The 15341-nt window shown below is 55.0% G+C and carries 14 protein-coding genes; 8 read left to right on the forward strand and 6 right to left on the reverse strand.

Annotated elements, in window-relative coordinates:
* The gene (locus tag NVB75_RS30220) at window positions 1–2253 is read right to left on the reverse strand and encodes a molybdopterin cofactor-binding domain-containing protein (protein WP_258344645.1); all 2253 of its coding nucleotides are present in this window, start codon (window positions 2251–2253) and stop codon (window positions 1–3) included.
* Window positions 2253–2705 carry a (2Fe-2S)-binding protein gene (locus NVB75_RS30225; RefSeq protein ID WP_258344646.1) on the reverse strand — a complete coding sequence of 151 codons (453 nt, stop codon included), beginning with the start codon at window positions 2703–2705 and terminating at the stop codon, window positions 2253–2255. Before NVB75_RS30225 ends, NVB75_RS30220 begins: the two co-directional genes overlap by 1 nt.
* A 420-nt stretch (window positions 2706–3125) precedes the next feature.
* Between NVB75_RS30225 and NVB75_RS30230 the strand changes: the two genes are divergently transcribed.
* From NVB75_RS30230 to NVB75_RS30245, 4 genes are all read left to right on the forward strand, one after another.
* Window positions 3126–3626, forward strand: coding sequence for a hypothetical protein (locus NVB75_RS30230; protein ID WP_258344647.1), 501 nt, complete (start codon window positions 3126–3128; stop codon window positions 3624–3626).
* Window positions 3623–5035 carry a PAAR domain-containing protein gene (locus tag NVB75_RS30235; protein WP_258344648.1) on the forward strand — a complete coding sequence of 471 codons (1413 nt, stop codon included), beginning with the start codon at window positions 3623–3625 and terminating at the stop codon, window positions 5033–5035. Before NVB75_RS30230 ends, NVB75_RS30235 begins: the two co-directional genes overlap by 4 nt.
* Window positions 5032–5421, forward strand: coding sequence for a hypothetical protein (locus NVB75_RS30240; RefSeq protein ID WP_258344649.1), 390 nt, complete (start codon window positions 5032–5034; stop codon window positions 5419–5421). The genes NVB75_RS30235 and NVB75_RS30240 overlap by 4 nt, the downstream gene beginning before the upstream one ends.
* A gap of 122 nt (window positions 5422–5543) precedes the next feature.
* On the forward strand, window positions 5544–5990 hold the full coding sequence (locus NVB75_RS30245) for a hypothetical protein (protein WP_258344650.1): 447 nt from the start codon (window positions 5544–5546) through the stop codon (window positions 5988–5990).
* 528 nt (window positions 5991–6518) lie between these two features.
* Here the strand turns inward: NVB75_RS30245 and NVB75_RS30250 are convergent.
* Window positions 6519–7151, reverse strand: coding sequence for a hypothetical protein (locus NVB75_RS30250; RefSeq protein WP_258344651.1), 633 nt, complete (start codon window positions 7149–7151; stop codon window positions 6519–6521).
* A gap of 242 nt (window positions 7152–7393) precedes the next feature.
* Here NVB75_RS30250 and NVB75_RS30255 point away from each other — a divergent pair, with 242 nt between their 5' ends.
* The 3 genes from NVB75_RS30255 to NVB75_RS30265 are packed head-to-tail and all read left to right on the forward strand — an operon-like array spanning window position 7394 to window position 8684.
* Entirely contained in the window at window positions 7394–7894 is a 501-nt protein-coding gene (locus tag NVB75_RS30255; protein WP_258344652.1) for a GNAT family N-acetyltransferase, read from the forward strand.
* A 55-nt stretch (window positions 7895–7949) separates the two neighbouring features.
* Entirely contained in the window at window positions 7950–8429 is a 480-nt protein-coding gene (locus tag NVB75_RS30260) for a hypothetical protein (RefSeq protein ID WP_258344654.1), read from the forward strand.
* A 12-nt stretch (window positions 8430–8441) separates the two neighbouring features.
* Window positions 8442–8684: a hypothetical protein gene (locus NVB75_RS30265; protein WP_177027225.1), complete on the forward strand. Its 243-nt coding sequence runs from the start codon at window positions 8442–8444 to the stop codon at window positions 8682–8684.
* A 103-nt stretch (window positions 8685–8787) separates the two neighbouring features.
* On the opposite strand, the gene NVB75_RS30270 is transcribed toward NVB75_RS30265, so the two are convergent.
* Entirely contained in the window at window positions 8788–9732 is a 945-nt protein-coding gene (locus NVB75_RS30270; protein WP_258344655.1) for an EamA family transporter, read from the reverse strand.
* Window positions 9733–10339: 607 nt separating this feature from the next.
* Complete coding sequence (locus NVB75_RS30275) at window positions 10340–11269, reverse strand: hypothetical protein (protein ID WP_258344656.1); 930 nt, start codon at window positions 11267–11269, stop codon at window positions 10340–10342.
* 224 nt (window positions 11270–11493) lie between these two features.
* Here NVB75_RS30275 and NVB75_RS30280 point away from each other — a divergent pair, with 224 nt between their 5' ends.
* On the forward strand, window positions 11494–12009 hold the full coding sequence (locus NVB75_RS30280; protein WP_093199476.1) for a hypothetical protein: 516 nt from the start codon (window positions 11494–11496) through the stop codon (window positions 12007–12009).
* A 589-nt stretch (window positions 12010–12598) separates the two neighbouring features.
* Here NVB75_RS30280 and NVB75_RS30285 read toward each other — a convergent pair.
* A complete protein-coding gene (locus NVB75_RS30285) occupies window positions 12599–15310 on the reverse strand; it encodes a tetratricopeptide repeat protein (protein ID WP_258344657.1) in 2712 nt (903 codons plus the stop codon).
* Between the last annotated feature and the right edge of the window lie 31 nt (window positions 15311–15341).

Consider the following 15341-nt stretch of genomic DNA (forward strand, 5'->3'; position numbering starts at 1 on the left):
TCAGGTGAAGGAGTAGCGGCTTAACGGCATGCTGCGAATGCGCTGCCCCGTCAAGGTCGCCACGGCGTTGGCCACGGCGGGTGCCACGGCTGGCAGCGGCGGTTCGCCAATGCCACCCATTTTTTCCCCGCTCTCGATCACGCGCACATGCACCCGCGCCATCCGCGAAGGCGGCAGCACCGGATACAAATCGTAGTTACGCGCCCGAGGCAAGCCGTCCACATACACCGCCTCTTCCAACAACACCTGGGACAAGCCCAAGGACACCGCCCCATTCACCTGCGCCTCGACAATCGCCGGGTTGACGATGCTGCCCGGGTCGATTGCCTGCCAGATGTCATGCACCTTGACCTGCCCGTTCTCGATCGACACCTCGGCAATCACCGCCGTCTGCGTGCCGAACGGCGACGCCATCGCCACCCCACGGGCGCGCTTGCTGCCGTCTTCGGCGACAAACGGGCCACGTTTCCAGCCTCCCGACAACTCGCCCACGGCCTTCAGCAGCGTGGTCAGCCGCGGGTTGTCCCGCAACAGATGCAGGCGCAACTCGAACGGGTCTTTGCCGCCCTTGTCAGCCAGTTCATCCAGAAAGGCTTCATAGAAAAAGTCATTCAGCGAGTTACCCACCGAGCGCCAGTAACCCAGCATCACCGGGCCCTTCACATAAATCTGCGCGATGCGCTTGTTGGGAATCGCATACGACTTCCCGGACAACCCCTCCAGCGCCGTCGGGTCGAGCTTCTCGCCCTGTTTGCCGGCCAGAGCCTCGGTCGGCCCCTCCGTGGCACTCACGGCTTCAATCGCCACCGGCCAGCCATCGCTGTCCAGCGCCCCACGGAAATTCACCGCCGCGACAGGACGCAGTACATCCCGCAGAAACTCTTCTTCACGGCTCCAGATCAACTTCACCGGGCGCCCGACCGCCTTGGCCAACTCAATGGCCTGCGGGTAAGGGCTGGCCGAGTCATACAGAAAATGCCGGCCGAAAAACCCACCCAACAGCGGCGAATGCAGGGTAATCCGCTCCGGAGCCAGACCGGTGCGCTTGGCGATATCGGCCAGGAACATATCCTGCGCCTGATTCGGCAACCAGATCTCCAGCGAACCATCAGCATTGAAACGCGCCAGCGCCGAAGGCGGCTCCAGCTGCGCATGGTGCAGATACTGGTTGTGGTAAGTGGCCTCGATCTTGGTCTTGGCGTTGGCCAGCGTACCGGCCACATCACCCTCGTTCTCATCATCCCGGGCCGGGCCGGTTTCAGCGGCCAGGCGCTTGAAATGCTCGTCGCTGGAAAAGTCCTTCGGCATCCCGCGCACTTTCGAATCCGCCGTCGGCTCCAGCCAATCGACCTGAATCGACTCCACCGCACGCTTGGCATGCCACCACCGCTCAGCCACCACCGCCACCGCACCCGGCAGGCGATGCACCGAATGCACCCCCGGCATGGCCTTGACCTGGTCCTCATTGCGCAGGCTACCCACCGTCATGCCCAAGCGGGGCGCATGCTGCACCGCCGCGTGGAGCATGCCGTCCACCTTCATATCAATACTGTACAGCGCCTTGCCGGTGGACTTGTCATACGCATCCAGACGCTTCACCGGCTTGCCGATCCAACGGAACTGGCTCGGATCCCGCAGCTTCACACTGGCCACATCCGGCACCGGCAGGTCCATCGCCCGCCCGGCCAACTCGCCATAGGTAAGGGAACGCCCGGACGCCGCATGTACCACCTTGCCCGGCTCGGTCGACAACTCACCCACCGGCACCTTCAACGCCTGTGCCCCGGCCTCCAGCAACATCGCCCGGGCCAGCGCACCCAGCCGGCGCATCGTCGGGTAACTCATGCGCACCGACATACTGCCGCCGGTGATACGCATGCCATTTTCCATCACCACAAAGGCTTCGCCGGGCGGGGCGCACTCCACCAGGAACGTGGCCGGGTCGGCGTCCAACTCCTCGCCGACAATCTGCGCCATCGCCGTGAACGTGCCCTGGCCGCCTTCGATAAAGGGGCTGAGCAAGCGAATCGTGTTATCTGGACGAATCTCCAGGAACGCCGGCACCTGCGTACCGCGCTCACCAGCCGCCGCCGCAGTGGCCGCCTGCACCCGGCCAGAACCCAACGGCAGACCAAAACCAATCACCAACGCACCCACGGCCGTACTGGCCAGGAAACGACGGCGGGACAGATTCACCGGGTCATTCAACGCCGCGACCAAAGGCAGGGCAGCGGGATCAATGCGAACGTTCATCAGACCTCTCCCTTCGCAAGGTCATGCACCGCCGCATGAATCGCGTTATAGGTGCCACAGCGGCAGAGATTGACCATCGCGGCTTCGATCTGTGCATCGCTCGGCTTGGGCGTTTGCTTGAGCAGCGCCGTCGCCGCCATCACCTGGCCGGACTGGCAATAGCCGCACTGAGCGACCTGATACTCGACCCAGGTCGCGACCACGCGCTTGCCGACATCATCGGACTCGATCGCCTCGATGGTCGTGATCTCCCGACCGACCACACCGGAGACCGGCGTGACGCAGGAACGCACCACATTGCCGTCCACAAGCACAGAGCACGTACCACACTGCGCCAGACCGCAGCCATATTTGGTGCCGGTCATGCCCAGGTTGTCGCGGATGACCCAGAGCAGAGGCGTGTCGGGTTCTGCATCGACTTGGTGGGTCTGCTGGTTAATTCGTAATTCCATGGCTCACCCGCTGATCATCGGTTGGTTTTGCATTTTTTTAGTATTTTTGGGCGGTGAAGTGGGGCTTCGCCGCAGGGCATCGTTGGCCCGTTATGGTTCACGCGCGCGTGGTTTGAGTAGTTTAGCGGGCGTTTGGATTGACTCTAGACCGTAGGTCAGGGGGGCGCTATGGGGAGGGTGAAAGGTCGGAGGATTAGGCAAGTATTCGACAGGATTGCGATAGGGAAGAGGCCGCCGGGTGACTTTCCCACAGGCAATTCCGGGTGGCGCGTCTGACGATTCGTTTTTTGCAAGAACTAGCCGAACGGTTAGTTGTTTGGTTTTGGGCGGTCCAGCAGCATCTCAGGCGCAATTCCAACCCAATGAAGCAACACCCTTGCGGTGTTCGGACCCGCTTGGACGGCAGAAAAGGACAGCAAAATGGAACATGCAGCGCCTCAGTTATATACCAATGAAGTGTCCCCTGAATTTCTCCGGATCCTGGACAAATCGCCCTTCACGGAGCAGCAACTTGCCGATTTCGACGAAGCCGCCTTGGCGGTAGTGAATCAACGGCAGGCGTACGCCAAAGCTCACCCCCCTATTGGTATTTACCGAGTGGCAACCGAGGGCAGCCAAACCCGTAACGGTGGGGTGATTCAACACGCGACTACACATAGGGAATTCAAGTTGGATAACGGCCAGCACGTACGCGCCGCGCAGAAAGGCGATTACGCGGTGTATGCCGATGGCAGCAAGGCCCAAATCGTTACTGCAGCAGGAGAGGGCAATAGCCAGGTTGCGCTGGTCGGAAGCCGTCTGAGCAATGGCGACGAAATTATCAATACGCCCCAAGGCAGCTGCGTGTTCATAGCGCGTGAAGGTGTGCCGCTGGCCGAGGACTTTCTGCCCGCTATCGAGCACCTGGAGAAACATCAATGAACGAAGGATTTTTCATTGGCAAAGGTGACAAAACCACCTGCGGCGGGGAGGTTCTGGAGGGTGATCCCAGAATCAACATAATGGGCGTGCTTCATGCTTGTGCAGGTGATCGGGTTACGTGTGGGGTGGACGGGGAAACCTATCGGATTGTCGGTGGCATTTCGCATATGCACAGCCATGGCAGGCTGATGGCTGGCACGCTGGACAGCCGCAGTGATTGCCCCTGTAACGCACGGCTGATTCCCTCGGAGTTCACCACCAGATACCGGAACGAAAGCGCTGCACCGCAAGTGGCCAGGCGAGCGACAGAACCTGCCCATTCAACGGCAACCAGCCCCTCCGTAGCGCCGCGTGAATCTGCGTTCGCGCCTTCAGGCAATCCAGTCCCACCGGTATTCAACCGATTGGAGCCTCAGGAACCGGGTTTCTATGTGGCGCCCAAAAGCATGACTCGCGAAGCACTGGAGACTACGCTTTTTCCCACGGCCAACCCGGCCGTGATGAGCAAGTTCAGGGCGCTCAACCCTAACCTGGGCGAGGTCAAAGCAGGCTCTCTGATCGTATTGAGCGATCCGACAAACACTTCCTGTACCTACCAGGAGGCACAGCTGATGCAGGCGGCTCAGCAGGTCAAGGCGTCCCTGGATCCTCTAACGCCGGACGAGGCCGATTTCGCGTTTCTTCACGCTGCTGAAATTGCCGGTTATATGGGTACCACCTCAACCTGGCTTGGCGTCAGCGCGGTGGTAATGGAAACGCACCTGACCCGACTGCGGGACACGCTTCAGGCCATGGAGCGGCTGCATCAGGAAAGCTATCGTCAGCATGGGCATCTTAAATCGCTACAGTTTTTTGCTGAACGCAAGCGGCTGATGGCCCAGTTGGATGCGCATTTGCTTAACTCCACTCGACTACGTGGCCAAACAACCATGGGCGATCATCCGAAGCTGAAAACAGCTCTGGGTATTTCGAGCCGAAGCTTGGTGCATCACTGGGACAAGGCCGGTGGGCCGGGGCAGATTCCTGGGTATGCGACGCATGTGGAGACGACGAGTCGGGCAGCCAAGTATATGAAGGCGGGTGGGTATATCGGGATTGGTATTGGTGGGGTGTCCTCGCTTCTGGCTATTCAGGAGGTGTGTAGCGGGGATTCTGGATCCGCTTGCGAGAAGGTTAGGTTTACTGAGGGTGGGAAGTTTGGATTGTCCACCGCTGGTGGTGGCGTGCTAGGAGGAATAGCAGGTTCTGTCGGTGGTTCGGTCTGCACTGCACTTGGCTTTGCTACAGGTATCGGTGGTGTTGTCTGCGTTGCAGCCATAGTAGGGACCGGCGCATGGGTGGGTACGAAGTACGGAGGTATGGGGGGCGAATACATGGGGGAGAAAATTTACGAAGCTACACAACCATGACGAGTATCGACCATTGGAATCCATGGGTTGCGATATTTGCCATTGGCGGCCCATTTCTACTCGCGATTGTAAGTTTGACCTACAGCGTTTACCTGAGCCGTTGTCATCTGGACGCGATAAAAAATGCCTTGAAAAACAGCCGTTATATTTATCTTTGGGGGCCGAGTCTGGGGAGGAGAGGTTTGATTTGGTCCCACTATGAGATGTCAAAAATCTCAGGGATGGTGGCGTGGCCGAAGACGTATATCCGCATGGGCGATTTAAACCCTGTGGACGTTGAAAACTTCCCCCCTCACCTGAAGCGTCGTTTGCTCATCAATCTAACGATGATGGGTATTTCCTCCGCCGGGATATTAGCTGCAGGCCTGCTAGTACAGTTCAGATAGTGGGACGAAGTACTAACTCGGATAACGCGGGCGAATGCAGGTGGGAAAGAATTCACGAGGCTACGCAACCATGACCCTTATTGACTCCTGGTGTCCCTGGTTTACTAGGAATGTTTCAAGAAATGAAGTCTAAAGCTAAAGCATGCAAAAGTTGTCAAGTAATAAGTGGTGCGCCATTATTTAGAGTGAAAAATGGACGCTGCTATACGTGCAGAAAAAAATCTCATGAGAAAATCGCCGATAAGGAAATATCATTTTTAGCGCCCGTAATTCTCGGTACTATTTCTTTATATTTTTTGATGGTGTCCATCAGCTCGGTTTATTTCCAGTACACCACGGTTTCCTATAGGGGGCGGGGTTATAGCTCATCATATGAATTCACAGGCATGGCAATTATCGTTCCGACATTGTCATTTATAATGTTTTTTATTGGTTTTTTAACATTGGCCTTAGCTTGCTTTGATAAGCGTCATGGAAAAACAACATCCACTACAGTAATGGTGGGAAGTCTTTTTTCTGGTTTTGTTTTTCATGTTGCTGCTGTTTTTTTTGGCGAAAAAATACATTAATGATATGAAAAAACGTATCCCTGAATCTAGTTGTAGCGCCATAAGAATGGTTTAAAGCCAGGATTTTCGGAGGCTTTGGACTATGTGAGGGACTATAAGGAAGCTTTACTTGGAGGACTGATTTTTGATCGAGGGGCAGATGTATTGACGGCGGATGATGCGTGGCAGGGGTGGAAAAAAGTTGAGTGATGTTTTGTTTTATCTAGGATATGCGTTCTTTACTATGCTGGCTTATCTCCCTTCGCTTTATGCGAGATATTCATGGTCGGGAACTGGGTTTTTAAAGAGAAAATTTTTCGCTATGTTGATTTACAATATTTTATGCGTCTATGTGCACATGAAGTACGTTAAATATAGCTGTCTTCCTGTTGTTGGTGAAAAAGAGGATCCGATCTTAGGTTGGATTTCCTTTAGTATGATATTTGTCTATATGTTCTCGATGCCTGTAACTTGGAGTCGTAGGGTCTGACCCCAATTTTCTTTTCCCATTCACCTAGGCTTGCAGGTAGTTGATCTGTTCAGAACCGGCTAGCGGCTCACTTTGCCCGAGCGCACGTCGAGGTATAGTCGATTGGCTATGGTCATGCCGCCGCAGTACATGAAATACATACCTTGACCTCGGGCAGGGGATGCCATCCATCCGCCGATTTCTTCGAAGTCACTGGCGGTGCAGGTGCCGTTGTCTATGAGCTCACGCGCTGCTTTGGTGAACTGGGCGCGGTAGCGACGGTAATCGTCCGAGTCTTTGACCAGCATGTCGTCACCGGTCGCTCCCTCCCCGGGGTCGGCAGGCCTGTCTTTGGTAAGCGACTTTGTAGACAGCCACTCTGCGAACATCCCGTTATTAATGCCGTTGCTGGCGACGCACGCGGAGTTACCACTCTTCACGTACTCACTGATGCCACCTGAGCAAGAGGCTGAGTAGGGCTTGGTAATGCGGACCCAAGCGCCTTTCGTCTCCAAAACCTCGACGCCTTCGCGGAACATTAATTGGCCCGCAACCCCACATTTAACGGACGGACAGGTGTGGCGCGCCACTCGGTCGGCAGACACCCAGAGATTCGGTTCTGCAACAGCGACGTTAGTCGACATCAATAAGGTCAGGGCAGTGAGGAAGGCGGGAGGGGCCAGATAACGCTGCATTTTGGTTGCGATGTCCATGTAGTCATTCCTTTGTTTTCGCGGACGCGAAAATGGGCGTCCTCCTACTGCCCAAGCCCCGCTTTTGAGGGCAGGGCTTGGGGCATTCCTGGGCGGTAAAACTGGAACCTCGCTGACTGTCTGCTGCTGGCTGAGGCTGTGTAAGAAAAAAGGGTGTCAGACCACGATAGCAAATCGTGGAGTGTGATCTGATCCGATCTTCCTATACTGGCCATCCCAGCATGCCAGGCGAAGCGCAACCTATGCCTATCGAACCCAATCAAAACTCCCCAGTGATGTTAGTCCGCGTTCAACAAAGCGACCTGGACGATCTTGTCGCCATCCGAATCGAGGCCATGCGCGAAAGCCTGGAGCGCCTCGGGCGATTTGATCCAGTACGGGCGCGCGAGCGGTTTGTTAGCGGTTTTGAAGCCCACAACACACATCACATTGAGGTGTCTGGAGAGCGGGTTGGCTTCGTAGTGGTCAAGCATCAACCCAATGCACTCGTGCTCGACCACTTATACGTGAGGCCGAGCGCGCAAGGATCAGGGATCGGCTCTGCTGTGCTCACTCAGATTTTCAAAGTAGCGGATGCAGCTGCACTCCCGATTAAAGTAGGTGCCCTCAAAGACAGCGCCTCGAATCGTTTTTACACCCGCCACGGCTTCCAGTTCATCGAAAGCACCGAATTCGACAATTATTATGTCCGTCAGCACCTTACGGCGGGCAACACACCTTGCCAGCCAGGTGAAATGATTTGAATCCGGCGCGTTCCTTCTAGACAATCCCCGCCTTTGGCTCGAAAGGATGCGTGCGATGAAGTTCGAAGGGACTTTCCAATACATGGGCAATCACGGGATCGTGTTCAACGTCTCGCAGATCACCCTCACCGACAGCGAACGCGGACGTCTGAGCGAGCTGCATTTTGGCGAAGCGAAAAGCGCCCACTACGAGGTCAACCGCAAAGTCGTCGAGGTGTACGACAAGATGCTGGCCAAAAACCTGCCATGCCTGATGATGGTCGGCATCTCCAAACCGCTGACCCGGCAACAGGGCGACGTGCTCAACGCCCAACGCACCAAAATCGCCAACCTTGCGGCCTCGGCCTTCGCTGGCGCCACCTCATACATAGCGTCTCCTTACGTGGGCGCCCCTGTCGGCGCCGGAGTGCGCATGTATGTGAATGACACCCTGCCCACCTATCATGCAGGCGACATACTGGTCAGCATCGAAGCGCAGGTGAACGGCGGCATCGGCCCGCAACGCAGTGCCTCGACACTGATCATCAAGACCTGACGGGAGAAACACATGTCTGACATTACCCAACTGGTCGTTGCCCTGGTGCTGTTCTTTCTGCTTGATCGGTTTATCAAGTCGTACCCGCTTCGCAAATGGCTAGGGGTGCTGTTGGTTGCGATGGGGGCGGTCGGCTGCGTGGCTGTGAGCCAAATCCGCTTGTTTGGGTTTGACCTGGGGCTGCTGTCGATCTTTGCCGTTGCACTGGGGGTGGGGTTGTTCCTGAAGCGGCGGCGGTTCGAGCCGATGGGCTGAAGGAGGGCAGGAATTTCCGCTATAAGCGCCCCCACGCCCGGCAGTAAGAAGGGACGGACTCATTTGAAAATAGATCCGTCCCTTTTCCTTTTCGCCTCTCGACCTACGCAGCCTGAGCCTTGACGACCGGCTGGGGCGACTTGCTATACGTCAGCAGCACAATCCCCGTCACCACAATCACCCCGCCCACCACCTGCCCGGTGCTGAGCATCTGGTCGAGCACGATCCAGCCCATCAACAACGTCGCCAGCGGCTCAATGTTCATCACCGGCGCATTACGCGGCATATCCAGGCGCGGCACCGAAATGAACAGCACGATAAACCCCGTGCCATACAGCACCACCAACGTGGCCAGTGCGAGCCAACCGGTACTGGTGGCCGGCAGGTTCAGGCCATCGACAAGCGCACCGCTCAAGCCGGCGAGGTTGACGCTGCTGAACACAATGAAAATCGTCAGCAGACTGCGCACCGAACCGCGTACCTGAGACAACTTGTGGTCGGTGATCCACAGCGCGCAGGCGAATACGAACGCGGCGCAAAAGGCCAGGGAGACGCCGACCAGCCATTCCGGGCCGAGGGTGGTGTTGGCGGAGAGACGGCCGGGTACGTCCAGCACGAACACCAGGCCCACCAGAATCAGGCTCATCAGCAAGGCCGTGCGTGCAGTGGGGCGTGGGCCGCCGAGTGCCCAGGTGAGCAGGGCTAGCAGGATGGGGAAGACGTTAGCGACCAGTAAGGCCAGCGCTACCGGGACGCGGGCGACGGCGGAGTAGAGACAGAGGCTTTGGGTGGCGATGAGCAGGCCCAGGAGGACTTGCCAGCGCCATGCGCCGGGAGGGAGGCGGAGGTTTTGGCGTTGGTAAAGGACCAGTATTGCCAGAACCAACAGGGTGCCGCCGGAGCGCATGAGGATTGCGAGGAGGACTCCGGCGCCGTCGTCGAAGGCTACGCGCGCGGCGATGTGGTTGCCGGCGAAGGCGCAGCCCATGCAGAGGAGGATTAGGACGGCGATGTGGCGGGGGAATTGGGTGGGGGCAGGGGGAATCATGGTTGGGCTCGGGAATTGGGCGCCATCGTCGGGGATGGGATTTATTTTTAGGTTATCGTACAACTTGGTGGTGGGATTTGTAGCGTGTTTGGTACGAGGGGGCAAGGGGTTGTTTTAGTTTGGTTGGCTAAGAGTGCCTACTCAAGCAGCTTCCACCGAAATTCGTAGGGGGAGCCGGGCCTGGGACGGATAGCTCTAACTCAGCTGGTCGTTAGATAGAGATCGTATGAGTCGTTTGGCGGGAGCGTCCCAGCGTGTTTTCGGCAACTAGGTTGGAAAGGGGCGGATTTATTGATTTGGAATAGATCGCTTTTGTCCCAACAATATGGAGATAAGTTGAATAATTCGTGATGGTCGAGAACGGCTGTTCGCGAAAGACCGCTTTCGGCCAGAAGCGGTCACTACCCAAACCACAGTCTCAATGCTCCGCCAAATAGCGATTTGGCGCGTCGCATTTAAGGAGCAAGTCAAACACCCACTGCCCGCAAGAATTGCAGCGCCAATTGCTGCCTGAAAACGCCAGCCCCGCCTGTATTCGCGCCGCACATAGGTTCTGAGACCTTGGGTTGAATTTTGCGCACGAGGTAACCTCGTAACTGTGGTCTGGTTAACTAGCCCCAGTGGCAACCATCTGGTAGTAGCTAAGGTAAATTTGCCCGGTCTGCGCAGCATGTCTTTTTTTCCGGAGCAGCAACCTTACGAAGTCGATCCGCTCTTCCAAGATGGCCATCAAGTCCCCCCCATCAACCAGCAATATCGAGGCTCCTCCGGCCTGATGTGCGGCAACGCCTTCTGAAGAGAAGCCGTTGATGGAGAGGAAGATCCCCAAGGTGTTTTCCAGCTTGGTTCTCACCTTATCGGTGAAGATGGCCAGGTCAGCCTTGTTGACTGGTTCCTTTTGCCACTTGGCTTCGAACAGATACTCGGTTCCCTCCAAGGAAAAGGCCCCGTCGATCTGTTCACCGAGATTCTTAAACGAAGCTTTAGGGTCAAGGTCGAAAAGTTCGAACACCTCATACATGACGCGCTCCAGTTCGAAGCCACGGGCCTGTGCACTATCAGAGCCAATCAGAGCCAGATAACGGGTGTTGATCGCTTGGAGCTTCTGCCGTACGGCAGCGTTTTCGCGAAGCTTCTTCGCGGCGTCTTCCTGCCTGCGCCTGATTTCATCTTGCTCTTTTTTGACGTCTTGGTGCGGCTCAACTAACGATTTGAGCTGGTTGACGGCACTTTTGGCTTTCACCACCTTTTGGGCACCATCTTCCAAGCGCTGGAGGTGTGAAAAGTCAGTCAATTTGCAAAGCTCGTAACAAATTTTTGTCAAATCACCGAGATGGGTGTCGGGATTCGCACACAAAAAATCGACAACGTCGGAGGCGATTTGGCGTTTGTAATTTTCCCAGTTAAAACGGGGGAGGATGGCTGGAGTGGAGAGACAAAGCTGTAGAAAACCGCGCAGCTCAGATTTATACCAGTACACCGAGCACAGGGCTTCTTTGAGCGCCATGACTCCTGCGGGGGAAAGCTGCTTGGCCATGTAATTCACCAGATATGTGGGTCATATGCGCCTCCCACGGCGGCGGTAGCCCGTGTGATGCATCTACCATGCGTAGCTGAACGCGGTTCGTTATAGCAGTTAATGCAGATAACCGCCCTACCACTACCGCGCTCGGAACAAGCCTATGACATAGTATGCTCACAACGTCTGACTTAAGTGTGCTAGTTCGAATCCACGGCCCGCACACGACAGGAAATTGAACCATGGATGATTTTGAAAAAAGTGCAAGTGAACGGTGGCTATATGCGAATGCACCGGGGTTTAGGGAGCTACCTGATCAAGATCGCCGGGCCATTTTCGACTTCTCCTTTCTCTGGAGCCTTTTCGAAGCGCAGGTCATGGACAACTTTGCCCAGGCACGAACCATCTCAGATCGGGTCAACGGCTGGGTCGCTGAAAACAGGATTTACCCTGAGGTGTATGAAGAAGCACTAGCCTACTTCAGGAACCGTTACTCCCTGAATGGTGAAACAACTGATCACTATGATTACCTAAACCTTCGTAGAACGGACTACCCCGAGTTGGTAAGCCGCGTCATCAATGGCAAAAGTGACGACCCCGGCGAAAGCATGTTATGCATCCTGATGATCGTCTGGCGGCTTAGAAATAACCTTTTTCACGGATCAAAGTGGGCATACCAAATTCGTGGTCAGCTAGAAAACTTCACGCACGCCAATGCTGTACTGATGAAAATACTGGAGCGGTACGGAAGGGGCTGACAACACCAGCCCACAGGCTAGGTTCATGGCTTTGCCTCGGTCAAATAGTCCAAGGCATGTGAGAGTGCTCACTGTAGGTGTTGCATACTACAGGCCGCTTGGGTCGACTACTGAATCGCCCATGGTTTCGTGGATATTTCCTACTGGCTGCTTATGGCCGATTTCTGCCCATTGCGAGAGGCAGAAAACGGCCAAGAGCGGTCATCGAGTATTTTCCTATATAGGGCCAGTTCACATGTGTCTTCTGAGCCTCACAGTGATTACACTAGGCTTATCAGCCAGGAGCCGTTAACTATGAAAACATGTACCGTTTTTGGGAATATGCAATCTGACAGCACCTCCGAACAATATCCCACCGTCAACCTATGTAATGACTGCATCGAGCAGGATGCTCAGGCTGACGAAGACCAACAAATAGTGTGTCAAGGCGCCTATGATGAATACTTAGGTGACAGGTGTGAGTGGTGCGGAGCTTCAATTGAAGAGGAGGAGGGCAGGAGCAACTCTTAGTTTACTGAAGCTGAGTAGAGGAGACCGTCCTGTTCATACAGCCTCCACATCAACGGAGCTAAAATCGTCTTCTTGAATACTATGCGCTGCTAGTTTCGAATGAGGAAAACTGACTTAGAAGTCCTGTATTTGTTGTATGGCACCGACCCTCGGCTACGTCACAAGAGGGATCTTGACCAAGCGCGACCTTAACTTTAACGCGCTGCAGAAGGAAACTGCTACGGTACCTCTCGTTGGCGCCATTTGCCCCTTCAACAGACTCGTTGACGAGGTCAAGGGCCTCATCTAACTTGCCTAGCTCAAGTTTCACCTGCGAGAGGTTATGAGCCAGCCATATCCGACCGCTCCCAGCTTCGATGGACTCTAAAATAGCTTCTGCCTCTGTATGGCGGCCCAGTTTATAAAGCGACTCTCCCCACTTGCGCTTTTGATAGGGATCTGGCGATTTCAGCGTCTCGAAAGCATCTAGGACCAGGTTCAGGTCAGCAGCATTGACGTCCGATGCGAGCAGCATGATTTCTGCATAGCCACCGCGGCTTTGGTCATCGTCCAACATCAGAGGGGTTGGCTCGGGTAGTTGCTCCAATAGGATTTTAACCCGTTCTGGTGCATGCCAGGTCAAAGCGCGAACGAAGCTTGCGACGGAGTGATAGCCTTGCGGTATCCCGATGGCGGCACTGTATAATGCTTCCCCTAAAAATAGCTCCTCATGTTGCTTGAGGAGTTCGCCTGCCCATGTCTGCCTCGCCCCATTTAGGGCGTCGCCCAGTGCCATTAGCAGCGAAGGGGACACGCTGTCGTTATTCAGTTTTGCATCGATTATCTCTGAAGCATATCGCTGAGCAGTTTCATAGCCCTGAGGCTGGCGACCAAAAGATCTCAACAGTTGAAGTTTGGCTTCATTCAGCGGGTAACTGGCAACCACCTCCAAGAATAAGCGTTGCGCATCCCCATATCTCCTCAAACTATGGAGAGTTTTCGCATGGTGATACTTGATTTCAGCAGCTAGGCGAATACCAAGGCCGGCCATAGCGGCCAGATCGTCATATGCTTCCAGGTTTGTTTCAAGCCATGCTCTGGCCGTCGACTCTCCTTTTGTTTGACGTAAATAGCGTTCTTTTGCTTCGATGGTCTCGAGAACCACTAAAATCGCTACCTCGTTTTGGGATGCGTCTAGCTGTTTGAGTCGACTTGCATCCTCAAGCGGATCAGGCAGTAATTCATGTTGAATTTCAGTGCCCCTCCAGACCATAGCTAAGGTGTAAAGGAAGGCTGGGCGCCGATCACCATTTTTGACATTGCTAGCGATCTTGCCTTTAAGTTGAGATGCGATCAGCTGTAGCGCATGCCCATTCGCCCGAATTTGCCGGAGAATGAACGCTTCAAGTTTGTTATCAATTACTCTCGCTTTTTCCTCGGTTAGCCAATTTAACGAGTTCAAGGCGGTAAAAACTATATCGTGAACACGGATTGATGCTTTACTCTCAGGTGCAGTTAAACCATGGCGCTCGAACGGTTTCAAACGCAGTGATCCGATAACATACTTGAAAAATTCACGATCGCAGTGACTTTGACCTGCCCACTGGAACATGCACAACTCTTCTTCCAGAACTGGTTTCAGCCGCCCGACAATACAGTCGGCAAGCCTTGCACCGTCATGTTCCATATTAGCGACATTAGCGCAATCCTCGGCGAGCTCGTTCCACGGCACCTCTTCGTGGGCGGCGGCATTTAGCATAACTAGACTTAAAGGATGTCCGCCAACAGCGCTCCAGATCGTTTGAAACTCTTCCTCAGATGGGTGGGTCCTGAGGTCTTTGCCAAGCAATTCACGAGCTTGCATCTCCTCCATGGGTGGCATGGGGAATGCTCCTTTTGAGGGGTTCTGCCGAGTGATCAAAATCCGAGAGCCTGGCCCGCAGAGAGCGGCTAATTGCTCAACTTTCAGATTTGGGCGTGCATCATCTACGACTAAGAAGGTGCGATTCTTCTTCAATAATCCGCTAACATTTCGCTCAGCGCCGCCTCGCTTGACTGGGACTGAAGAGAGCCGCTCAATAGTGTCGATATCCCGGCCACTGACCCAGAATCGGTATTCAAAGCGGTGTGCACTCCGCAATAGGCATGCAGCAGCGGCTTGTGACTTACCAATACCCCCAATACCACTGATCTCAACACAGGCTGATGCTTTTAGCCGTTGATCGAGTTCTGCATCAACCGCTTCATTCCTAACATAAATCTCGCTCAGCAGAGGCACTTTCAATGACGCTGGGTGATCGTCTCGGATCTCGGCAAGGACGGGCAGATATTCCGCTAGGTCGTCGATCGCATCGTCACAGAGCATCAGTGTGTCAATGATAGCCTCCGCGATGGCGCGGCTGTCCATCAGATGGAGGTGCCGCCCAGCCATGCGACTCTGTTGCAAAGCTGAATTTACCATTGCTTCTATAGCGCCTGTTTCCGCGCGCTGCGAGCTCATCAAATAGATATTTTCGGCAAATGGCGCAAGCGAGAGAGTATGGTCGAGATCGTCCCGGGGCTTTTTCATCGCGCCTGAAAAGTATCCTTTCTGTATCGATGCCTCAACCACGATCCGACCATCTTCGGAGACAGCGTCCAAAGCGCCCCCAACTGGACTACCGTTGACTGAAGAGCCACGTTGAACCAGTGTGACACCACACATCCGCTGAATCAGGATGACTCCGAAACGCTCGAAAGTGGAACCGGGTGCCAGCATGCCCAGCGAATCAATCACACGCTGAATGAGTAGGTTACGAGTTTGCGGATTCATTGAATACTCTGGGTGTCAAATTGGGCGCGAC

The sequence above is a fragment of the Pseudomonas sp. CBS genome, from assembly GCF_024734645.1.
Classification (GTDB): domain Bacteria; phylum Pseudomonadota; class Gammaproteobacteria; order Pseudomonadales; family Pseudomonadaceae; genus Aquipseudomonas.